21 protein-coding genes, 1 pseudogene and 1 riboswitch are annotated in these 23,632 nt (G+C 39.2%); of the genes and pseudogenes, 7 read left to right on the forward strand and 15 right to left on the reverse strand.

The features are described 5' to 3' along the window. Positions 1-28 precede the first annotated feature (28 nt). Positions 29-206: riboswitch (FMN riboswitch) on the reverse strand. Both nadR and DV424_RS02750 read left to right on the forward strand, forming a co-directional pair. Continuing rightward, positions 183-1,424, forward strand: a pseudogene (nadR, locus tag DV424_RS02745) (multifunctional transcriptional regulator/nicotinamide-nucleotide adenylyltransferase/ribosylnicotinamide kinase NadR); the annotation flags it as partial. Its footprint overlaps the riboswitch before it by 24 nt. After that, complete coding sequence (locus tag DV424_RS02750) at positions 1,421-2,101, forward strand: metallophosphoesterase family protein (protein ID WP_053466453.1); 681 nt, start codon at positions 1,421-1,423, stop codon at positions 2,099-2,101. The pseudogene nadR and the gene DV424_RS02750, both read left to right, overlap by 4 nt. A 60-nt stretch (positions 2,102-2,161) precedes the next feature. On the opposite strand, the gene DV424_RS02755 is transcribed toward DV424_RS02750, so the two are convergent. The 10 genes from DV424_RS02755 to DV424_RS02800 form a co-directional block, all read right to left on the reverse strand. After that, positions 2,162-3,832: a fructose-specific PTS transporter subunit EIIC gene (locus DV424_RS02755; RefSeq protein ID WP_118858981.1), complete on the reverse strand. Its 1,671-nt coding sequence runs from the start codon at positions 3,830-3,832 to the stop codon at positions 2,162-2,164. Between the two features lies 1 nt (position 3,833). After that, complete coding sequence (gene fruK / locus DV424_RS02760) at positions 3,834-4,775, reverse strand: 1-phosphofructokinase (RefSeq protein WP_118858982.1); 942 nt, start codon at positions 4,773-4,775, stop codon at positions 3,834-3,836. A 1-nt stretch (position 4,776) separates the two neighbouring features. Next, positions 4,777-6,279: a fused PTS fructose transporter subunit IIA/HPr protein gene (fruB, locus tag DV424_RS02765; protein WP_118858983.1), complete on the reverse strand. Its 1,503-nt coding sequence runs from the start codon at positions 6,277-6,279 to the stop codon at positions 4,777-4,779. A 71-nt stretch (positions 6,280-6,350) separates the two neighbouring features. Then, entirely contained in the window at positions 6,351-6,881 is a 531-nt protein-coding gene (locus DV424_RS02770) for a hypothetical protein (protein WP_192880630.1), read from the reverse strand. A gap of 95 nt (positions 6,882-6,976) precedes the next feature. Continuing rightward, on the reverse strand, positions 6,977-7,255 hold the full coding sequence (gene vapD, locus DV424_RS02775; RefSeq protein WP_118785227.1) for a virulence-associated protein VapD: 279 nt from the start codon (positions 7,253-7,255) through the stop codon (positions 6,977-6,979). Between the two features lie 8 nt (positions 7,256-7,263). Beyond that, on the reverse strand, positions 7,264-7,455 hold the full coding sequence (locus tag DV424_RS02780; protein WP_012055040.1) for a DUF5397 family protein: 192 nt from the start codon (positions 7,453-7,455) through the stop codon (positions 7,264-7,266). A 70-nt stretch (positions 7,456-7,525) separates the two neighbouring features. Then, positions 7,526-8,824, reverse strand: a complete 1,299-nt coding sequence (gene paeA / locus DV424_RS02785; RefSeq protein ID WP_118858985.1) for a polyamine export protein PaeA — start codon at positions 8,822-8,824, stop codon at positions 7,526-7,528. Positions 8,825-8,874: 50 nt separating this feature from the next. Then, positions 8,875-9,399: a DUF1523 family protein gene (locus DV424_RS02790; RefSeq protein WP_118858986.1), complete on the reverse strand. Its 525-nt coding sequence runs from the start codon at positions 9,397-9,399 to the stop codon at positions 8,875-8,877. A gap of 26 nt (positions 9,400-9,425) precedes the next feature. Beyond that, positions 9,426-10,208, reverse strand: coding sequence for a TatD family hydrolase (locus DV424_RS02795; protein WP_118858987.1), 783 nt, complete (start codon positions 10,206-10,208; stop codon positions 9,426-9,428). Positions 10,209-10,261: 53 nt separating this feature from the next. Further along, a complete protein-coding gene (locus tag DV424_RS02800; protein ID WP_118858988.1) occupies positions 10,262-11,245 on the reverse strand; it encodes a DNA polymerase III subunit delta' in 984 nt (327 codons plus the stop codon). 198 nt (positions 11,246-11,443) lie between these two features. Here DV424_RS02800 and DV424_RS09020 point away from each other — a divergent pair, with 198 nt between their 5' ends. Next, on the forward strand, positions 11,444-13,738 hold the full coding sequence (locus DV424_RS09020; protein ID WP_192880631.1) for an autotransporter outer membrane beta-barrel domain-containing protein: 2,295 nt from the start codon (positions 11,444-11,446) through the stop codon (positions 13,736-13,738). 64 nt (positions 13,739-13,802) lie between these two features. Here the strand turns inward: DV424_RS09020 and tmk are convergent, their stop codons facing one another. The 4 genes from tmk to pyrR form a co-directional block, all read right to left on the reverse strand. Continuing rightward, a complete protein-coding gene (gene tmk, locus DV424_RS02815; RefSeq protein ID WP_118858989.1) occupies positions 13,803-14,435 on the reverse strand; it encodes a dTMP kinase in 633 nt (210 codons plus the stop codon). 17 nt (positions 14,436-14,452) lie between these two features. Next, positions 14,453-15,499 (reverse strand): endolytic transglycosylase MltG, encoded by a 1,047-nt coding sequence (mltG, locus tag DV424_RS02820; protein WP_118859046.1) that lies wholly within the window; start codon positions 15,497-15,499, stop codon positions 14,453-14,455. A gap of 69 nt (positions 15,500-15,568) precedes the next feature. Continuing rightward, positions 15,569-16,504 (reverse strand): peptidylprolyl isomerase, encoded by a 936-nt coding sequence (locus DV424_RS02825; RefSeq protein WP_192880632.1) that lies wholly within the window; start codon positions 16,502-16,504, stop codon positions 15,569-15,571. 75 nt (positions 16,505-16,579) lie between these two features. Then, the gene (pyrR, locus tag DV424_RS02830; RefSeq protein ID WP_005626142.1) at positions 16,580-17,119 is read right to left on the reverse strand and encodes a bifunctional pyr operon transcriptional regulator/uracil phosphoribosyltransferase PyrR; all 540 of its coding nucleotides are present in this window, start codon (positions 17,117-17,119) and stop codon (positions 16,580-16,582) included. Between the two features lie 131 nt (positions 17,120-17,250). Here pyrR and mazG point away from each other — a divergent pair, with 131 nt between their 5' ends. Next, positions 17,251-18,042: a nucleoside triphosphate pyrophosphohydrolase gene (gene mazG / locus DV424_RS02835; protein WP_118858991.1), complete on the forward strand. Its 792-nt coding sequence runs from the start codon at positions 17,251-17,253 to the stop codon at positions 18,040-18,042. Positions 18,043-18,090: 48 nt separating this feature from the next. On the opposite strand, the gene DV424_RS02840 is transcribed toward mazG, so the two are convergent. Continuing rightward, on the reverse strand, positions 18,091-18,966 hold the full coding sequence (locus DV424_RS02840; RefSeq protein WP_118858992.1) for a VirK/YbjX family protein: 876 nt from the start codon (positions 18,964-18,966) through the stop codon (positions 18,091-18,093). A 189-nt stretch (positions 18,967-19,155) separates the two neighbouring features. On the opposite strand from DV424_RS02840, the gene lon reads away from it, so the two are divergent. The 3 genes from lon (at position 19,156) to rpiA (ending at position 23,603) form a co-directional block, all read left to right on the forward strand. After that, positions 19,156-21,567, forward strand: a complete 2,412-nt coding sequence (gene lon, locus DV424_RS02845; RefSeq protein WP_118858993.1) for an endopeptidase La — start codon at positions 19,156-19,158, stop codon at positions 21,565-21,567. 122 nt (positions 21,568-21,689) lie between these two features. Then, positions 21,690-22,841 (forward strand): radical SAM family heme chaperone HemW, encoded by a 1,152-nt coding sequence (gene hemW / locus DV424_RS02850; protein WP_118858994.1) that lies wholly within the window; start codon positions 21,690-21,692, stop codon positions 22,839-22,841. A 102-nt stretch (positions 22,842-22,943) separates the two neighbouring features. Continuing rightward, positions 22,944-23,603: a ribose-5-phosphate isomerase RpiA gene (gene rpiA, locus DV424_RS02855; protein WP_118858995.1), complete on the forward strand. Its 660-nt coding sequence runs from the start codon at positions 22,944-22,946 to the stop codon at positions 23,601-23,603. Positions 23,604-23,632: the final 29 nt, after the last annotated feature.

The raw sequence follows: 23,632 nt of genomic DNA on the forward strand, positions 1-23,632 counted from the left end.
AAAATGAACGATTTGGGAAGCCAACTCGTTTTATTCTCTTTCATCCAGACTTTACTGTCGGCTTTGGAATTTCACCAAATCTGCTGACTTTAAAAGTGAAAATCAGGACAATTTAGCAGGGAAAATTTGCTAAAAATTGACCGCACTTTTAAACGCTCGTGGGCTTTACCACCGGTAGGGAATTTCACCCTGCCCTGAGAATGCGCACTAAGTATAGCGCAAAATACCTAGGCACTAAATCAGAACGTGAAAAATATTTTCATTTAGCCTACAATAAACGCACTCAATTCTTACGCTATCAAGAGCGGATTATGTCAAAAGCAAAAGAGAAAAAAGTCGGTGTGATTTTCGGGAAATTTTATCCTGTACACACAGGCCATATAAATATGATTTATGAAGCGTTCAGTAAAGTCGATGAGCTACACGTTATCGTATGTAGTGATACGGAGCGCGATTTGAAATTATTTTACGATAGTAAAATGAAACGTATGCCAACCGTGCAAGATCGTTTGCGTTGGATGCAACAAATTTTCAAATATCAAAAAAATCAGATTTTTATTCATCATTTGGTTGAAGACGGTATTCCGAGTTATCCAAACGGCTGGCAATCTTGGAGTGAAGCAGTTAAAACCCTATTTCATGAAAAACATTTTGAGCCTTCAATTGTATTTAGTAGCGAACCTCAAGATAAAGCACCTTACGAGAAATACCTAGGTTTAGAGGTTTCGTTAGTCGATCCTGACCGCACTTTCTTTAATGTGTCCGCCACAAAAATTCGTACCACACCATTCCAATATTGGAAATTTATTCCGAAAGAAGTTCGCCCTTTCTTTGCCAAAACGGTGGCGATTTTAGGTGGAGAAAGCAGTGGTAAAAGCGTGCTAGTTAATAAGTTAGCCGCCGTATTTAATACCACTTCTGCATGGGAATACGGGCGTGAATTTGTATTTGAAAAGCTAGGCGGCGACGAGCAAGCGATGCAATATTCTGACTATCCGCAAATGGCTCTTGGTCATCAACGATACATTGATTATGCCGTGCGCCATGCTCATAAAATTGCATTTATTGATACGGATTTCATCACCACGCAAGCGTTCTGCATTCAATATGAAGGAAAAGCCCATCCATTTTTAGACTCGATGATTAAAGAGTATCCCTTCGACGTCACCATTTTGCTTAAAAACAATACTGAATGGGTGGATGATGGTTTACGCAGCTTAGGCTCACAAAAACAACGCCAACAATTTCAACAACTACTCAAAAAACTGTTAGATAAATATAAAGTTCCTTATATAGAGATTGAATCGCCAAGTTATCTTGATCGCTATAACCAAGTGAAAGCAGTCATTGAGAAAGTGCTAAATGAAGAAGAAATCAGTGAATTGCAAAATAGTCCATTTATTATAAAAGGAAAACATCAATGATCTTATTTGCCGGTGATCCACACGGAAGCTACGATCATATTTACCCTTTTGTGAGCGAACAGGAGAATGTCGCCCTCATAATTTTAGGCGATTTACAGCTCACCACAACGGATGAGTTGGATAAGCTTGCTCAACATTGTGATATTTGGTTTATTCATGGAAATCATGATAGCAAAACAATTAGTGCTTTTGATGCGATTTGGGGCTCTGAATGGCAATCACGGAATTTACACAATCGCGTAGTTGATATTCAAGGTACTCGCATTGCTGGGTTAGGCGGTGTATTCCGCGGGCAAATCTGGATGCCACCAAATCGCCCCATGTTTTTTGATCCTATTCATTATTGCCAATATAGCCCACAAGAAAAAATCTGGCGAGGCGGTGTGCCTTTGCGTCATCGCACGTCAATTTTCCCATCAGACATTGAAATCTTAGAAAACCAACAGGCTGATGTGTTGATTTGTCACGAAGCCCCTAAACCACATCCGATGGGTTTCCAAGTAATCAATGATTTGGCAATGAAGATGGGGGTTAAGCAAGTATTCCACGGACATCATCACGAAAACTTTACTTATCGAACGAAGTATCCCTACAAAATCACGAATGTAGGTTTCCGTAGTCTTGCTGACGCAGAAGGAAATTATTTGCTACAAACGATCGACGATCGTGAAAAATAAATCTCTTCCAAAACAAAAGCCGATTCACTTGAATCGGCTTTTTACATTCAAAGTGCGGTATTATTCCGCATTGTTTTTCGATTTAATAATGGCGTAAACGACACCTGTTGATAAAGCACCAATCGCGATTGCACCAAGATATTTTAATGGCTCAGATACAAATGGAATGACAAATAATCCGCCGTGTGGAGCTTGTAATGTAATATTTAATCCCATTGAAATCGCACCCGCCACCGCACCACCAATCACTGAGCTAATAATGACTCGAATTGGATCTGCTGCCACAAATGGTAATGCACCTTCGGAAATAAAACATAAACCAAGAACGAATGATGCTTTCCCCGCATCGCGTTGGCTAACGGTGAATTTATTGCGAGCAATCCAAGTCGCCACTGTCATACCAATTGGTGGAACCATACCAGCGGCCATTGCCGCAGCCATTGGCGTATAAACTTGGGATGCAATCAATCCAACAGAAAAGGTGTATGCTGCTTTATTTACCGGCCCGCCCATATCGATACACATCATTGCACCGATAATTGCGCCTAACACAATCGCATTCACTTCTCCCATTGAAGTAAGCCAATTACTTAGCTCTTTCATAATTTCAGCCACTGGTGGATTGATCAGGTAAATCATCGTCAAACCAACAATCATCGAACCCAAGAGAGGTAAAATTAAAATCGGTTTTAATGAAGTCAGGCTTGCTGGTAATCGAATAATCACATTTAGCCCTTTCACCACATAGCCCGCTAAGAAACCAGCAATAATACCGCCAAGAATCCCTGCACCCGCCTCACTTGCCAGCATCCCCGCAATCAAACCAACTGCAAGCCCTGGACGATCAGCGATAGAAAATGCAACATAGCCAGCAAATACGGCGATCATTAATTTAAACGCCACACCTCCGCCAATATTCATTAGTACATCAGGAAGATCTTGTAAGATTCCTGTATTTTCAATCACATTAAAACTGAACATAAAGGAAATCGCGATCAACAACCCACCCGCAACAACTAACGGTAACATATGAGAAACGCCAGTCATTAAGTGTTTATACACACCTTTTTTCTCACGGCTTTCTTCTTTCACTCCCGCATTATTTCCACCATCAAAAATTTTGGCTTCTTTAAATGCTTTATCAAATTCTTGCTCGGTTTTCTTCAGGGCTAATCCTGTTGAAGTGCGATACATTGGCTTACCTTTAAATTTATCTAAAGGCACATCAATATCTGCTGCAACAAATACCAAATCAGCCGCGGCAACTTCTTCTGCCGTAATTTCATTGCCAGCCCCAACTTGACCACGGGTTTCAACTTTTACATTCCAACCTTGTTTTTTAGCATAGGTTTCGATCGCTTCGGCTGACATAAACGTATGTGCAACGCCAGTTGGACAAGCAGTTACCGCAACAATATTTTTTACACCAGAAACACCCGTAAAACTTACCGCACTTTTCGGTGCAACATAATCTGCCCCATTGGCTAAGGCATTTGCCAGCGTGACTTCAGGGGAAATCATAGCGATAGCTTCGCCGATAATAAAGACTTTTTTACCAACTAATGCAGGGTTATTTGGTAATACAGAACCAAATACGAGAACAAGATCTGCTTCGGTTGGTGTTTCTACAATAGAGACATTCGCTTTTTGTGCAGCTGCTCGAAAAACTTCATGTAATAAATAGGCTTTCGCATCACCTACATTAGCTGATTGGGTTAAAAATAACTTCATACTATCCTTCAATCATCGTTATTTGTACTTTTTCTAAAATGGGGTCAAGTAAACTCAAATCACTTACACCGACATTACTTTGAGACACCGCAAAAGCAGACACAGCCGTAGCAAAAGCTAAGGTTTCTGCTTTCGATAAACCTTTTTCAAAACCATAGATTAAACCCGCTACCATGGAATCGCCCGCCCCAACAGTACTCACTACATTTTCACATTTTGGTGGTTCGGCTTTGAGCACGCCTTCATTATTAATCCATAAAGAACCTTTTGCGCCCATTGAAATAATCACGTTTTCAATGTCTTCCGCTTTGAGTTGCTGTGCAGCGGAAATAATTTCTTCAAGACTATTTAATGAATGACCAACCCAAGCCTCAAGTTCTCGATGATTGGGTTTTACTAGCCAAGGTTTCGCTTTTAATCCAGCGGTGAGCGCAGCATTGCTACTATCAAGCACAACTTTTACGCCAGCTTGGTGAAGCTGACTCAACCAATCAGCAAATAATTCTGGAGATACACCTCGAGGTAAACTGCCACAAACTGCGACAATGTCATAATCTAAACAATAAGCCAAAGAATCCGTCACAAATTGTTGCCAAACTTGTGGGCTTATTTGATATCCCAAGAAATTTAAATCTGTCACATCCGCTTCGGTCTCGGTAATTTTTACATTGATACGCGTTTTGCCATCCACACGGTGGAATTTATCTTCCAAATCGTGCTTATTAAACATTTGCTCGAAATCAGCTGAATTATCCTCGCCCAAGAAACCGCCTACTGCAACATCAATGCCTAAATCTTTTAGTACTTTTGCGACATTAATGCCTTTCCCTGCAGGAAATAAGCCAAGAGTTTCTACGGTATTTACTTCACCAAGTTGGATACGATTTAAACGCCCGACTAAATCATAGGCGGCATTTAAGGTAATGGTTACGACTCTTGCCATACTATTCCCCTAAACCCGATTCAATCACAGCACCGATTCCGTCAATAGCTTGTTGCGCTTCATCGCCCGTCGCAACAAAACGTAAACGAGTCCCTTTCACTACGCCTAATGCCACAATTTTCATCAAGCTTTTCGCGCTCACTAATTGGGAATTACGATCAAGATTTTGAACTGCCACAGAGGCATTATATTTTTTCACTTCGTTTACCAACACTGCACTTGGGCGGGCGTGCAAACCGTGTTCATTCTTAATCACAAACACGGCTTCAATGGCATTTGCTGGCAAGTTATGATCTTCGCTTACCACTGCTGGTGCGTGAATTTGTTCCCCCATAATCTCAATGGTGTCTGGTTCAGATGGCGGCACCGCAGAAACATTCTCACCCAAGCCATCAGCAATCACTTTGCCCAATGCTTCAATAGCTTGTTTTGCATCTTCCCCGTCCGCCACAAAACGTAAACGATGTCCTTGCATTACACCAAGCGCAACAATCTTCATCAAGCTTTTTGCGCTAACAACTTCACTTTCACGAGCAAGATTTTGCACGGTAATTTTCGAAGTGAATTTTTTCACTTCATTAACCAAATTTGCACTTGGACGCGCATGTAAACCGTGTTCATTACGAATCGTAAAGGTTCCTACAACGGCACCTTCTACTGATTGAGTTTCAACATCACTCGATGAACCCAAAAGTGCGGTCAAAATTTCTGTTGAATTACCATTGAGCAAGGTTGTTTGAACGTCATCATCTAATAAACGCGCCAAAGTTGGATTAATTTGATCACTGACGGCTGCAACAGTTATCACGCCTTTTACCGCTTTGCCATTGTGGCTAAAAATCGTTTTGGCACGACTAAATGCCAAGGCATTTTTCACATTTCCTACAACAGAATCCGTTACCCATAACCCTTTGCCAAGCGGTAATGCCGCATTATTAATCACCTCAGAAATAAAGCGATTTTCCACCGCACTTTGCACCTGCAATTGCCCTGCATTAATCGCGACTAAAGTTAATAAACTTTGGGTATCTACATCTAAACTGATATTGGCAGCAGGAATTTCAAACGGTTCGATAGTTTCACCCATTAAAATCGCGCGAAATTCAGCAATATCAGTGATTTTTGCTAATCTCGCTGCGGTATCTTCATCGCTCAACACATGAGTAAGCTGGCGCAACAAAGACAAATGCTCATCAGAGCGCGCTGCAATACCAATCACGACATAAGCAATATTTCCTTCGCCCCATTCTATGCCTTGAGGAAATTGAAACACTTGCACTCCCGTTTTCTTTACCATCGAACGAGTATCCAAGGTGCCATGAGGAATAGCGATGCCATTGCCTAAAAAGGTTGAGGTTTGCTGTTCGCGCACTAGCATTCCTTGTAAGTAACCATTTTCCACATTGTCTGCTTGAACCAATGCGGACGCTACCATTTCAATCGCTTGTTGTTTATCAGCTGCGTTAGCATTTAAATGAATGTTGCTTTCCGAAAGTTCTAACATTCTTGCTCCTTAATAATTTAAAAATAAAGCTGCTGGTGAAATAAATCGACCAGCAGCTTGTTGAAAAACAATTATTTAGATGTGCAGGCTTTCAGCAGTGCTTCGCTACCTTGCGCAATATATTCATCATTTTCACCGCGATCTTTGCCTTTTTGCAAATCACGCATTGCATCATAAATACCTTGAGTCATGCTTTGCGAATCCACTTTTTCCCAACAATTTGCACTCAAACGTTTAAGGTTCGCTTGCAATGCTTCTGCATGTAACACGCCGCTATAATAAGCATATACATCAGAATCATGGCCGCCAGTGTAAAGTTTATCCTGAATTTGTTTCACAGGAACTAAAATACGGCCTAAATACCAATCATTGGCACCACTTGCAAAATTATCTACAAAGAAATTTTCATTCACGCGACCTTTATATGTCGCCACAGTCGCTTCATAAGCTGCTGCATAGGATTTCTGATCGATTTTATCTTTATCTAAATCAATCACTTTTTTATCGTTCCCCATAAATGGAATATAGTTGGTAACCGATGACCAAGAAGAACAACCTGCCAACATTAACGTAAAAAATAAAACAGAGATTTTTTTAAACATAGTCATACCTGATTGAGAATCAATAAAAACGCAGCCATTATACTGGCTGCGTGGGATTAAGCAAGGAAGCCTATAAGCTCCATTTAAACAAATGCTTAATTTCGTATAAAGTCAGTGAAGTCAGACCATTGCTCAATACGAAAAGCGCGAATATCTCGTACAGACTGAGAAATCCATGCCAACTGTTTTAGTGCATTCATTGCCTGAAAAAGATTCGCCATATCTTCATTCGTATTGGTATATAAACTTCCTTGTGTTCTAACAAAACCAAATTTTGCTAAGGTTGCGCCAATGTCTGTATAAGCCTGTTGAACGCCCTTTGGATGATAATCTTGAGTGTCTTTTACAACTAAATCAAAAGCAATCGCGTACATAGTTTTCCTTATTCAGCTTCAGGATCTTCAAGTAGGTGAGATAAGCGATAAATGTCTTTTTCTCCAGATTGTAACAATGTGATATTCACCAACGCATCGCCATCCGGCAAAAATTCCGCAACCTCGCCAACCACATAAGGCACGCCAAATTGCCCGAATTGCTTAATACAGCCTGTTGGAATTTGTTGTCTTAGTTCCATATTTAACCTCATATTTTTATGGTTTTATAACATAATTTTGTAGAGAAATGGATAAAAATTTACCGCACTTCTACTCCTGCTCTTTTACTAAAGACACCAAAATCTGATCGATTTTAAAGTTTTCTGTATCAATCACTTCAAACTTGTATTTTCCGTAAACCACAGAATCGGTTTTTTTCGGGATTTTACGTAACATATACATCATAAAGCCACTGATGGTTTCGTAATTTTCTTCATCTGGGAAAGATTCAATATCTAATACTCGCGTCACATCTTCTAATGGCGTTGCGCCATCAATAAGCCATGAATTTTCATCACGACTCACAATATATTCTTCTTCGTTAGAAACCAATTCCCCCATGACAATACTCATGACATCATTTAGCGTAACGATACCCACTACAAGGGCATATTCATTCACAATAATCGCAAAATCTTCTCCGGTAGATTTAAACAATTCTAATACTTCGTAAAGAGAAAGCGTATCCGGCACAAATAATGCTTTACGGAGTAGTTTAGGATCTGTGAGCACCACATTTTCATTCTGCAAATACATAGTGAGCAACGTATGGGATTCTACATAACCTAAGATTTTGTCTAGGCTATTGTCACAAATCACAATTTTAGAATGAGAATCACGAGAAAGCGTATCCATGACTTCTTGGCGAGAAAAAGTGCGGTCTAAATACACGATATTTTCACGCGTAGTCATGGTGGAAGTCACTGTACGGGATTGCATATCGAAAATATTTTCGATCAAATAATGCTCTTGAGTTTTCAACACACCAGCTTCCGCGCCTGCTTCAACTACGGCGAAAATATCTTCAGAGGTCATGCCATCTTCACGCACAGTAGAAATGCGAAATAGACGGAAAAAGACATTAGCAAGCGTATCAAATAACCACACAAGCGGTTTAAACAGATACATACTAAAATTCATAATACCCACAACACGCAACGCCACCATTTCAGGATAAGTAATGGCAATACGTTTTGGAATAAGATCAGCAAATAAAATAAACAAACAAGTCACTAATATAAAAGCGATTGTAGAGGCGGTTGGCTCAATCCAACTTCCTTCAAAAGAACGATTTAAAATATCTGCAATGTAAGGACTTAACGCACTTTCGCCAATTCCCCCACCCAAAATCGCCACCATATTCAACAAAATTTGAACCACCGTAATAAAACGACCAGGATGCTCTTGCAATTTAAGCACTTGAAGCGCACGCACGTCGCCTTCGTTCGCAAGAGATTGTAATTTTAATTTGCGAGAACTCGCCAGAGAAATTTCAGCAGAAGAAACAACTGCACTACTTAAAATTAAAGCCACAATCGCTAAAATAGTATGAAATAATTCCATAATCATTACTCAAAAATATAAAAGAAAACGACCGCACTTTGCGGCCGTTTGGGAGATTACTTGTCGCTGTCAAACCAGCCGCGAATAAATTGGATAAACAAAAATAATGTCGCCAGCAAGAATACATATAAAATCCACGAAACAATCGGATTGCTTGGTGTATCATCAACAGTAATTTCTTTAATTGAGGTTGCATTACGGTATTCATCCATCATCGTAATACGCCAACCATAGTATTTAATTTGCACAAGTTTGTTGTCATTACCCAAAGCCTGCGCTTCAGCCTGTAAATTGGCTGATCCAAATTTGAAGTAGAACGGGAAACCCCAACGTGTATCTTCATTGCGATACACCATAATTTTGCCATCATCATTTTGCGTATTGATGTAATACACATCACGTGTTGGGCCATCAGCTGGATTCGATTTTGTGATTGGGCCATCTTTATCAACACGTTTAACTTCTACGCCAGTAACACGTGTCACATCGTAATGAGGAAATACATAATTCACCACAGAAAACATAAAACCGTGGAATAAAAAAACAACAATAAATAAGAAATATTTAAAAAACTTTCGCATACTTTTCCCTTGTCAGAACTGTGCATTTATTCTACACGAATTTTAAATAAACGCTCGAAATTTTGTGTAGTGATTTGAGCAAACACCTCGGCAGAAACGCCCTTTAAGGTTGCCACGTATTCACATACTTCTCTCGTATACGCTGGTTGATTTTCTTTTCCTCTGTAAGGCACTGGCGCAAGATAAGGCGAATCTGTTTCCACCAATAAGCGATCCATTGGCACATAACGAATAACCTCACGAATCGCTTCAGCATTTTTAAAGGTGACAATGCCAGAACAAGAAATGTAAAAACCTAAATCCAACGCTTTTTTCGCAAATTCCATGGTTTCCGTAAAACAATGAATAACGCCACCGCACTTTTCAGCATGATGTTGGCGTAACATTGCAATGGTGTCATCGCCTGCAGAACGTGTATGAATAATCACAGGCTTATCTAATTGGTTTGCAATATCGATTTGGCTGCCAAACACCGCTTGTTGCGCCGCTTTATTGTCCGCACTGTAATAATAATCTAAGCCAATTTCGCCAATAGCAATCACTTTCGGATCTTGCGCTAAACGCAATAAGCGTTCTGCGTCATAAGGTTCCTCTTCAAAATCAAGGGGATGGACACCGCAAGCAAGCGAGACATTATTAAATCCCCGTAAAGAGTCATAAGCCTGCTCAAAACGGCTTAAGGTTACACCAATCGCGAGCAAATGTTTCACATCACGCGCATGCGCTTTTTCCACCATATCTGCGATATTTTTATGTAAATTTTCATAATCCAACGCATCTAAATGGCAGTGGGAATCTACAATGAACATAATTATTTTCCTTATGCCTAAGGCTTGAACGCCATAGACGATATATCTTTAATTTATTGCGTTTCAAATACTTCTGTGACTAATCGCGTCAAGCCATCTAATAGCATTAACTCAACATTCACGCCATTAATCGTCAGCAAATCTGACCGCACTTTTTGCATAATTTTGATTGCTTGTAATAAACCAAGAGCGGTTTGCTCATCGCTGAATTGTTCGATACCACGCCCGAGATCAGCCACTTGTCGATGACTATCAATTTCAAGTTTATGCTTTAAACAATCAGAAAGAAAAGCCAAAATCCAATCCACTTGCTGAACATAGCGTTCTTTATCAAACAACGGAAGCAATTCCAATGGCGAACGTCGGCGATAGAACACCCAAAATTGACGCAAGAAGTTTTTACGCTGTTCAATAAATCCTTCTTGTAACGTTTCTAATGCTAAAAGCGGACGCCCAAGATTCATCGCAAGTGCGGTCAAAATTTCCTGATTTTCTACCGCACTTTTTGATTTCAACCAATCAAGAGCCATTTGTTCATTAGGCACAGACAGATTCCACACTTGACATCGACTGTAAATAGTTGCTAACAAACTTGCCGAACTATCCGCTTGAAGTAAAAAATAAGTATTTGGACGAGGCTCTTCTAATGTTTTCAATAATGCATTAGCAGCCGCTTCCGTTAAACGTTCTGCACCTTGTACATACACCACTTTATTGCCGTTTTGTTGTGCGTGCTGAGCAACCATTTCATTAATATCGCGTACTTGATCAACGCCAATATCCTTACCGTCAATGGGGCTTAATTCATGATAATCTGGATGGCTATGGGCTTGCATTAAATGACAAGAATGGCATTGACCACAAGGTTTATCGCCTTGAGCTACACACATTATTTTCTGTGCAAGTGCATTAAATAAACTCTCTACGCCTAAACCAGAATCAGCTTTAATCAGCACAGCATGATGCCCCAACCCTTCGTCAAAGGTTTGAGCAATTTGATGATAAATTGGCATTAGCCAAGGATAAAGTGCGGTCATTTTTCCAGAAATTTTGTGAATAACGAGGGTAATTATACACATTTTCAAACTGGCTTGACAAAATAGCAAAAAGCAAACGTTTACTTTTAATAAATAAGAAATAAATAGAAAAAATTTGAACCAAATGGTATTTTTTTGTTCAGTTTTATACTAGAATCCACGCCCCATTTATTTTTACTTGACAAAGGAAAATTTATTATGAAACTCGAAGCAAGCAAGCAAGCAAGCAAGCAAGCAAGCAAGCAAGCAAGCAAGCAAGCAAGCAAGCAGAAGTTTAAAAAATCATTTATTGTAAGTCTATTTTTTTCTATTCTTTATACCTCTCCGCTTTTGGCTGTTGATTACGTTTACGACAAAACCAAGCTCACTGATGATGAAATTACCCGCTTAAAAAAACTCCGCGATAGAAATAGTGAATATTGGAAAGATGATCTATTCAGGCTTGATTTGCCAAAAGATCTAGGAAATGATTTTGATGGAAAACCTATTCTCAGTCATGACATTGAGGGGGCGGCAACAGGAAATTTCGTGTATCCAATTTTGTATGACAAGAGTTTTAGTAGCTTAGATAATATTAATCCTGACAAAAAGCTCTCTTTTTTCGACAGCCCTTATACCCCCGGCTACACGGCTGCTTTCGTGCAGGGATTTGGCGTTAAAGAAAGAAATGGCAATACGGAAGAAGAAGCTAAACAATATATTAATAAACTCAGAGCAATCTTAAAAAAAGAGGATACTACCTATTGGAAATATATTTTTTACCCAAAAAATGGAAAAGTAGGTGACGTCACACATCTAGAATATGGTAATGGTATTTTCAAGTCTTATGGAACAGTAAAACATAGCAATATTAACAGTGAAATTCTTGCTGTTGGTAATGTTGCTGACTTGTATTATAAACAGTACATAAGACGTTCACATGTATATCTGGATGGATCTATGCTCGCTCTCCCTTTTCCTGGATTAAAAGTTTCCGAAAATTCTCACGTCATTGGACAAGTTATTCATCTCTACGAATTAAAACTAGAAAATTCTCTTTGGGAACCCCGTTGGGATTCTGATGTCAGTTATTTGCATTTATACAATAGTCATATTCGTTTTAACACAAAAAATGAAAGCCTTGTTGTAGGCGAAAGTCGCATTAGACCAACCTCCGATAATACCCCATCAGTCGAAAAATATTTTCAAAGTGCATATGGCAAAGATATAGGTTATCATAGTAACTCAGAATACATTTATCAGAATAGCTCGGAAGACCATTATGCGGATTATTCGAGTATTCACTTTGCTTATGATTTAAGCGAAAGAGAGGCTGACAAGCCCGTATTAACGTTAAAAAGCAAAGTAACAGGGAAAACGGCTATTGTTTTTGAAGAAAAAGCCTTAAACAATTTAAAAAACCTGACTTACCGACAACTCATCAAAACAGAAACCGATGTTGAACCGAATGCGTTTTATCTTTTAGAAGAATATAAAAAAGGCAGATATCGTTTATTTTTACGACAATGTCCAAACGGTTTTTGTATCGGTGTAGAAAAACTCGCCATTCCAATTCCAACTCATCTTGTCGCCTCCTATGCACAACAGGCTCAAGCTGCCAATACTTTATTCAACCTACGTTTGAACGACAAAAACAGCGATATTTTCGACCGCACTTTACCACGCAAAGGCTTGTGGTTGCGTGTGATTGACGGACATTCCAACCAATGGGTGCAAGGTAAAACAGCACCTGTAGAAAGCAATCGTAAAGGTGTGCAACTCGGCGGCGAAGTATTCACGTGGCAAAACAAAAGTAATCAACTTTCTATTGGCTTAATGGGCGGACAAGCAGAACAACGCAGCACTTTCCGCAATCCAGATACAGACAATCTTACAACGGGAAATGTGAAAGGCTTTGGTGCAGGCGTTTACGCCACTTGGCACCAACTTCAGGACAAACAGACAGGTGCGTATGTTGATAGCTGGGTACAATATCAACGCTTCCGCCACCACATTAACACTGAAGATGGCACAGAACGTTTTACTTCAAAAGGTATTACCGCCTCAATTGAAGCGGGTTACAATGCGTTATTGGCGGAACACTTCACTGAAAAAGGCAACCGTGTTCGTGTTTACCTACAACCACAGGCACAATTGACTTATTTGGGGGTAAACGGAAAATTCAGCGATAGCGAAAATGCCCACGTGAATTTACTTGGCTCTCGCCAATTACAAAGCCGAGTGGGCGTTCAAGCTAAAGCACAATTTGCTTTCACTAATGGCGTCATTTTCCAACCATTTGTTGCTGTCAATTCAATTTACCAACAAAAACCTTTCGGGGTAGAAATGGACGGAGAGCGTCGAGTGATGAACAATAAGACGGCAATTGAGAGCCAATTAGGTGTAGCAGTGAAAATCAAATCTCACTTAACTTTACAAGCCACATTCAATCGCCAAACAGGCAAACATCACCACGCTAAACAAGGTGCGCTGAATTTACAGTGGACGTTTTAAGTTTAGTAGTAACAAAAAAATCGGCAGGAAAATTTTCTGCCGATTTTTTATTTTAAAAGTGCGGTCATTTTTCGTTTGATTTCCACCAATTTTTAACCGCTCTTTCGATATCAGCTTGAACAAGTTCAATACTCTGCTCTGCATTAATCATTACTGCTTTTGGATTATCTTTTACTAACGCTAAATAGCGTGCTCGAGTGCGATGGAAAAAATCTAAATCCATTTGCTCAATACGATCTAACTCGCCACGTCCACGAGCTCGCGCTAAACCAACGCTCGGATCTATATCCAAATAAATCGTGAGATCTGGCTCAAAATCACCTAATACGGTTTCTTTCAAGGTGAGCATAAAATGCGGGTCTAATTGACGTCCCCCCCCTTGATATGCCTGAGATGACATATCATGGCGATCACCTACCACCCATTTTCCTTGCATTAAGGCAGGTTTAATCACATTTTCCACCAACTGAACACGAGCTGCATAAAGCATTAATAACTCTGCTTTCGCTGTCACAGGTTCTTCAGTTTCATGTTTAATTAGATGACGTAATTTCTCTGCCAACGGGGTTCCACCAGGCTCGCGTGTAAATACGACGTCTTGAATACCAAGTTCATGCAAAACTCGCACAACAGACTGATGAGCAGAGCTTTTCCCCGCACCTTCCAAACCTTCAATGACAATAAATTTTCCTTTCATATTTTCTTCCGCACTTTTTATTTGGCATTTTTCTGGCTGCGATACCAACGTAAATATTCTTGCACGGCTTTATTATGCTCGTTCAGATTACGAGTAAATTTATGGCCGCCATTTCCATCGGCAACAAAATAATAAAAGTCTGTTTTTGCTGGATGAGCCACAGCTTGTAAAGCACTCTCACTCACCATCGCAATTGGTGTTGGTGGTAGCCCCTCAATCATATAGGTATTGTAAGGGGTTATCGTTTCCAAATCTTTCTTACGAATATTACCGGTATAACTCTCACCCATTCCATAAATCACGGTTGGGTCAGTTTGTAGTTTCATATTGGCTCTTAAGCGATTAATAAATACGGAAGCCACTTGTGGGCGCTCCGCCGCAATCCCCGTTTCTTTCTCCACAATAGAAGCCAAAATCAGCATCTGATACGGATCCGCTAATGGGAGGTTTTCATCACGTTCATTCCACGCTTTATCTAAGGCTTTTTGTAGACGAGTCGTTGAACGTTTTAATAATTCAAGATCTGTTGAGTTTGGCGTGTAATTATAGGTATCTGGATACAACCACCCATCCATGTTATTCCATTCGTAAACGGCTTTTGCAATGGCTGGAATATCCAATAACGCCATAATTTCTTTATCACTTTTACCTTGCAAGGTTTGTTTTAAGTGCGGTGCGTTTTCAAGGTTTTTACGCCATTCCTTGAACGTTTTACCTTCAATAAACTTCACACTAAATTGCGCTTCCTTGCCGGAATTAATGATATCCAATAAATCTTGCAACGTTTTCACACCCTTAAGAGAATAAGTTCCTGCTTTTATTTTATTTAGCTCAGGTTTCAACTTCAGTAAATAAGGTAATAATTTCCCATCATCAATTAACTTTTCTTGCTCAAAAAGTGCGGCTAATTTTGAACCTGTTGTGCCACGTTCAATCGTTAAAAGCTGATCTGCCTGCGCATTTACTGGTGTTTTTACAAATTCAGTCATTTTGTAATAAGCAAAACTCGCCACGCCCGCTAAAATCAAAATTAAAAGTAAAATCGCAATTAAAAATTTCTTCATAAGATATAAGAAAGAGAAAATAAAAAACAACAAAAGGGGCAATTAAGCCCCTTTATTTTTGATACTTTGTTATTTATTAAAATACTGAATATTCGCTCTTTTACGCAATGCTTTAACCCAATCCTTTGTTGCATCTTGTAATTGAGTATTTACTAAACGTTCATACGCTTTTTGTGTGTAGGCTTCTGCTGTAAGATCGCCGTCACGTGTGCCAGTTACTTCCAAAATATGCCAACCAAACTCAGTTTTAAATGGTGCAGAAATCACACCTTGTTTACTTTTCACGACGGTTTGCGCAAACTGTGGTGCATAAGTTTCTGGGAACGCATAACCTAAACTACCGCCATTCGCACCCGATAAATAATCTTTAGAATATTTTAATGCGGCATCAGCGAAAGTTGTTTTACCTGCAATAATATCAGAACGGATTCTGGTTAATTCTGTTTTGGCTTGTGCATCATTTAATATCGGGTTAAGTTTTAACAAAATGTGACGCACTTCGTATTCTTTACCTGTAACTTTTTGTGCGCTGCCTTGTGATTTTGCTTCATCTAACATTTTTTGACCAAGTGCAACCACTTCTTCACGCGTTACATCAATACTTTCTTGAATAGCTTTGTTACGTACAGCCCCCATCACCATTTGATTGGCAATTTGCTGACGAAATGCATTTAATGAAATGCCTTGATAATCTAACGCATCCAAAAATTGACCATAAGTTAAGCCATTTCTAGCTGCAGTGTCTTCCACAATATGATCAATTTCATGCGGATCAATTTTTACACCTGATTCTTGAATTGCTTTCTGCACTAAAATATCATCAATAATTTTATCAAGTGCACTTTGGCGATCGCCTTTTTTACCTATATTTGCACGAACTTGGCTTTCTAAAATAGGAATACCATCTACTGTTGCGACAACACGTTCCCCAGCTTGAGCCATAGAAGTAAAAGCAACACAACCTAAAGTAGCCAATAAAAAAGATTTTAGAATAAATTTTTTCATTTTCATCTCATCAAAAAAGAGTCAATAACGTTGGTTAGAGTAACAATTCTACTGAAGGTTCACAATAGGCAAGATTTATTTCCCTAGGATGGCAACTTCGTAACAGCCATCTTGTTTTTCAGTGCGAACTTGTACAAGTTCATCACGGCTTGTTGGCACATTTTTGCCTACATAATCAGCGCGAATTGGTAATTCACGATGGCCACGATCAACAAAAATCACTAATTCAATTTTTGCAGCACGACCAAAATCAGTCAGAGCATCCATTGCAGCTCGAATGGTTCGACCAGTAAACAACACATCATCAACCAAAATGACGGTTTTATCTTGAATATTCAAATATTGTGATGAACCACTATAAACTGGCATTTTATCTTCCTGATCAACCAAAGTTAAATCATCGCGATAAAAGGTGATATCCAGCTCCATTGAGGGTAAATTTATACCACTTAATTCTTCAACTCGACGTTGTAATAATTCTGCAATTTCCGCGCCACGGCGTTTAATCCCAACAATAACAAGATCATCCAACGTTTGATGTTTTTCAATAATTTCGTGAGAAATACGCGAAATCGTGCGAAGAAAACGATCGTGGTCGATAATAATTTTTTCCATTTTTCCCAGCTTTATCAATAATGTTTTAATGTGCAAAGTATAAAGAAAATACGCCTAAAAAGCGATGGTATTTGCACCATTTTTATCCTTCGTTATACTATCCAAAACATTCCATCAAAGGAAATAAAATTATGCGCTACTCCATTCAAGATTTTATCCAACTCATTGCCCAACTTCGTAATCCAAATGGCGGATGCCCTTGGGATTTAAAACAAAATTATGAATCCATGATTCCCTGCTTAACGGAAGAAACTTACGAAGTAATTGAAGCGATTGAGAAAAAAGATATACCAAATTTACGCGAAGAATTAGGGGATTTATTGTTACAAGTCGTTTTCTTCAGCCAACTTGCTACAGAAGATAAATACTTTACTTTTGACGATGTGTTACAAGATGTCGCTGAAAAAATTGTGCGCCGTCATCCCCACGTGTTTGGCGATGCAAAAGCGGGGGACGAAACAGAAGCCCTTTCCCGTTGGAACGAAATGAAAGCCAAAGAAAAACAAGGTAAAAGTGAAGAAACCTCTATTTTAGATAATGTGCCTCGTGCTTTACCTTCTCTTACGCGAGCAGCAAAATTACAAAAACGTTGTTCAAAAGTAGGGTTTGATTGGGAAGAAATTTCACCCGTATTAGACAAAGTGCGGGAAGAATTAGAAGAAGTTCAAGCTGAAATGAACCGCACTTCGATTGAACAAAATAAAGTGGAAGAGGAAATGGGCGATTTATTGTTCGCAACCGTCAATCTTGCTCGCCACTTAAAATGTGATCCTGAAGATGCATTACGGAAAGCAAATTTAAAATTTGAACGTCGTTTTCGAGCAGTAGAACAAGCGGTTCAACAACAAGGTAAGCAAGTTAATGATGTGCCACTTATTGAATTAGATTTATTGTGGAATGAAGTGAAAAAACAAGAAAATTAATTGAAAAGTGCGGTAAAAATTTCTCTCATTTTTACCGCACTTTCTTCGTTAAAGTTGCTGAATATCCAATGCCATTTGGTCTAACATTTCATAACGTTTACGATACATAGAACGTTTTTTACTTGCGATATCTTCTAATTGTTTGCGTTCAAGATCTAAAGGTAATTGCCAATAATTATGGCGATATTCCCCTTGATTCTCTTGCCAGAACTCATCGTAATTAAACAAAATCTTACTGCGCGCAGAAAGACGATATTTTCCTTGTGCTTTGTGCGGAATACCCACTAACTCACATTGCCATTTTTCAGCAAGCATTTTGAATGCATTAACCAACAGAAACATTGGACGCATACCGTGCAATGCTTTCGTAGCCTGTTTTACAAGTTCTTGAGCATTGTCACTTGAAGGGCCTTGAATCGAGGCGATAAGCAATTTATTCGGGCTCAAAAAAGTGAAAGAAGCATCATATACTCGCTCATTATGTTGATTGCGAATATTAATAGAAAAATACCCTTCAAATGGATCGATATGATTGATACTCAAAGATAAACGCAAATCATCAGTTAATTGCGTTAACACGATATTTTGTTGTTCCAATAATTGTTGGCAAAGCGAACGTCCCATTTTCTCTTCTGCCAAACGTAAATTCTCCGTAATCGCCGTTAAACGTTCTGAAGCAGAAAAGCGTTTATCGCAAAAAGTAGTAAGAATTGTATTGATACGATAATAATCTTGTGTAAATAAAGGCTGCCATTGAGTTTCTGTATTAAGAAAATCCACTAATTGGCTACATTGCTTTTGATAGAGCCATTTATAGCCATAATAACGTAATTTTTCCCGCACTTGTTTGAGAAAAGGGCGATCCTTGGAATAAGGATACATTTGAACGTAAGTGGGGAAAATAAAATTATTTTTCGTGGACATAACTCAATATTTTGTGAAATTTAATAAAATTATCAGTCATTTTAGCGATTATCACTTCATTTGCCAAAATTCTTTTTTGTTTAAAACCCACTTTACAACTCAGATTTTGTTATAATCTTTTCCTTGAATTCCTTTTTCCCTACCCCAATATTTACCCAAATTATCAGAAAGAATTAAGAGAGATAAATTATGGCGAAGAATACCCAACGTACGATGCCCGTATTGCCATTACGCGATGTCGTCGTTTTCCCTTATATGGTGATGCCACTTTTTGTAGGGCGTGCAAAATCAATTAATGCTCTTGAAGAAGCGATGAACGATGATAAACAGCTTCTTTTGGTATCTCAAAGAGAAGCCGATTTGGAAGAGCCAACCCCTGAAGATTTATTTGATGTGGGTACCATTGCTAACATTATTCAATTACTAAAACTACCTGATGGCACAGTGAAAGTGCTAGTTGAAGGTCAAAATCGCGCGAAAATTAACAGCCTTGAAGATGGCGAAAAGTGCTTTTCCGCAAAAATTACATCTATCGAAACCACTTATGGTGATGAAAAAGAGTTAGATGTTGCGAAAAAAGCGGTACTTTCTGAATTCGAAAATTATCTCACCTTAAATAAAAAAATCCCTGCAGATGTATTAAATGCACTTCATCGCCTTGGTGATGCAGATCGTTTATCAGACACAATAGCGGCTCATTTACCGGTAAGTGTTCGCCATAAACAAAGCGTGTTGGAACTTGCTAACGTACAAGACCGCTTAGAATATCTGCTTGGTATGATGGAATCAGAAGCGGACATTCTTCAAGTTGAAAAACGCATTCGCGGCCGCGTAAAAAAACAAATGGAGAAAAGCCAGCGTAACTATTATCTAAGTGAACAAATTAAAGCCATTCGCAAAGAAATGGATAGTGGTGAAAATGAAGACACGATTGATGAAGTTGAACAACTTCGTCAAAAAGTTGAAGCAGCAGGCATGCCGGCAGAGGTACGCGACAAAGTTGAAAATGAGTTACAAAAACTCAAAATGATGTCAGCTATGTCTTCTGAAGCGACCGTTGTGCGTAGCTATATTGAATGGATGATCCAAGTACCTTGGCATCAACGTTCTAAAGTGAAAAAAGACATTTCAAAAGCACAACAAGTATTAGATGCCGATCACTATGGTTTAGAACGAGTGAAAGAACGTATTCTTGAATATCTTGCAGTACAAGCTCGTTTAAACAAAGTGAAAGGGCCAATTCTTTGCTTAGTTGGCCCTCCAGGTGTGGGTAAAACTTCTCTTGGTCAGTCTATTGCCAATGCCACGGGTCGTAAATATGTACGCATGGCATTAGGCGGTGTTCGCGATGAGGCAGAAATCCGTGGTCACCGTAAAACCTATATTGGTGCATTGCCGGGTAAATTAATTCAAAAAATGGCAAAAGTGGGGGTGAAAAATCCATTATTCTTGCTTGATGAAATCGACAAAATGGCATCCGATATGCGAGGTGATCCAGCGTCAGCATTGCTTGAGGTACTCGACCCTGAGCAAAACACCACGTTTAACGATCACTATTTAGAAGTGGATTATGATCTTTCTGATGTGATGTTTGTGGCAACATCAAACTCCATGAACATTCCAGGCCCATTATTGGATCGTATGGAAGTTATTCGTCTTTCTGGTTATACCGAAGATGAAAAACTTAATATCGCGATGCGCCATCTGTTAGCGAAACAAATTGAACGTAATGGTTTGAAGAAAGGCGAACTTACCGTCGAAGAAAGCGCAATTTTAGATATTATCCGCTATTACACGCGTGAAGCGGGTGTTCGTGGATTAGAACGTGAAATTTCAAAAATCTGCCGTAAAGCAGTGAAAAATTTATTGGTAAATCCAAAACTTAAATCTATCACGGTAAATTCAGATAATCTGCACGATTATCTTGGCGTAAAACGTTTTGAATTTGGCAAAGCTGACACGCAAAATCGTATTGGCGAAGTGACTGGTTTAGCTTGGACAGAAGTGGGCGGCGATTTACTTACCATTGAAACAGCCTCCGTTGTGGGCAAAGGAAAACTTTCTTTCACTGGTTCATTAGGTGATGTGATGAAAGAATCCATTCAAGCAGCCATGACGGTTGTGCGCGCACGTGCGGATAAACTGGGTATTAATTCTGAGTTCCACGAAAAACGTGACATTCATATTCACGTGCCAGATGGTGCGACACCAAAAGATGGTCCGAGTGCAGGTATTGCAATGTGTACTGCATTAGTTTCTTGTTTAACAGGTAATCCTGTACGTGCGGATGTAGCCATGACAGGTGAAATCAGTTTACGCGGTAAAGTATTACCAATCGGTGGATTAAAAGAAAAACTTCTTGCAGCACATCGTGGCGGAATTAAAACCGTATTAATTCCAAAAGAGAACGTTAAAGATCTCGAAGAAATTCCAGAAAACGTAAAACAAAATCTTGCGATTCATGCTGTAGAAACCATTGATGAAGTGCTTGGTCTTGCGTTAGAAAATCCACCAGAAGGCATTGAATTTGTTAAAGTAGAGGCTAAACCTAAAGCACCACGCCGTAAAGTGACGAGTAAATCGGAAAGAGCGGTCAATTAATTGAATGTTTTAGGGCTTGTGAAAACAAGCCCTTTTATCGACATTTAGGGCATCAGCAACAATTTCATTTTTACACAAGGTTAATTTATACTTTTCCAAATTGAAAACTTATTAATAACACAATGCTCAAACTTCCTCCACTTTCCCTTTATGTACACATTCCATGGTGCGTTCAAAAATGTCCTTATTGTGATTTCAATTCGCACGCACAAAAAGGCGATATACCAGAACAAGACTATATTTATCATCTTCTGCAAGATTTGCAGGCTGATTTACAACGCTTTAAAGATTCTATTCAACAACGAAAACTCCATTCAATTTTTATTGGTGGCGGTACACCAAGTTTGTTCTCGGCAGAAAGCATTGCGTATCTCTTAAAAGAAATAAAAAAACAGATTGATTTTGAAGATAATATTGAAATCACATTAGAAGCGAATCCTGGCACGGTAGAAGCTGAACGCTTTAAAGGTTATGTTTCAGCAGGCATTACGCGAATTTCCATGGGAATTCAAAGTTTCAATGATGACAAATTACAACGTCTTGGGCGGATTCATAATGCAGCAGAGGCAAAAAGTGCGGTCAATTTAGCGAAAGTTTCTGGGCTAAAAAGTTTTAATTTGGATTTAATGCACGGTTTGCCGAACCAAACGCTGGAAGAAGCCTTAGATGATCTTCGCCAAGCTATTGAGCTATCTCCTCCTCACCTTTCTTGGTATCAGCTCACTATTGAGCCAAATACGATGTTTGCTTACCGCCCACCTAAATTACCAGATGACGATGAGCTTTGGGATATTTTTGAGCAAGGCCACCAACTTTTAACGGTGGCAGGCTACCAGCAATATGAAACCTCGGCTTACGCAAAAGCGGGTTTTCAATGTAAACATAATTTGAATTATTGGCGGTTTGGGGATTATTTAGCCATTGGCTGTGGCGCACATGGAAAACTGACCTTCCCTAATGGCGAGATTACCCGCTTTTCTAAAACCAAACACCCGAAAGGTTATTTGCGTGGCGAATATCTTTACGAAGAAAAAAATGTGCCAGAAATTGACCGCCCTTTTGAGTTTTTTATGAATCGCTTTCGTTTGTTAGAAGCAGTGCCCAAACAAGAATTTGAAGATTACACAGGTTTATCGAAAAGTGCGGTAAAAAATCAAATTGATTTTGCAATTCAACAAAACTATATTGTGGAAAACGCTGATTCTTGGCAAATCACTGAGCATGGCAAATTATTTCTCAATGAACTATTGGAATTATTTTTAACGGAATCGTAGCTCATCCGTTAAACCTCTCATTGCTAAAAAATTACACTTGTTTATTAAATACTCTCGTAATAAAGTAAAGCAATCGTTTACTTATTAAAATAAGGAAAAGAAATGAATCAATTAGAAATGAAAAAACTCGCCGCACAAGCCGCATTACAATATGTAAAAGCAGATACGATTGTTGGGGTGGGAAGCGGCTCCACAGTGAACTGCTTTATTGAGGCTTTAGGTACAATCAAAGATAAAATTCAAGGCGCCGTTGCAGCTTCAAAAGCATCAGAAGAATTATTACGTAAACAAGGTATCGAAGTATTTAATGCAAATGATGTCTCGAGCTTAGATATTTATGTGGATGGTGCAGATGAAATCAATCCACAAAAAATGATGATTAAAGGCGGCGGCGCAGCGCTCACTCGTGAAAAAATCGTCGCTGCATTAGCGAAAAAATTTATTTGTATTGTGGATTCGAGTAAACAAGTGGATGTATTAGGTTCGACCTTCCCATTACCAGTTGAAGTTATTCCAATGGCTCGTTCACAAGTAGGCAGAAAATTAGCCGCACTTGGTGGTGCGCCTGAATATCGTGAAGGGGTGGTGACTGACAACGGCAATGTGATTTTAGATGTGCACAACTTCACTATTTTAAATCCAGTTGAAATGGAAAAAGAATTAAACAACATTGCAGGTGTCGTCACTAACGGGATATTCGCGTTACGTGGCGCAGACGTTGTGATCGTCGGGACGCCTGAAGGCGCCAAAATTATTGACTAATTCATAATAAAAATCATAAGGAAGCAAAC

This window comes from Haemophilus haemolyticus (genome assembly GCF_003493605.1).
GTDB lineage: Bacteria > Pseudomonadota > Gammaproteobacteria > Enterobacterales > Pasteurellaceae > Haemophilus > Haemophilus haemolyticus_J.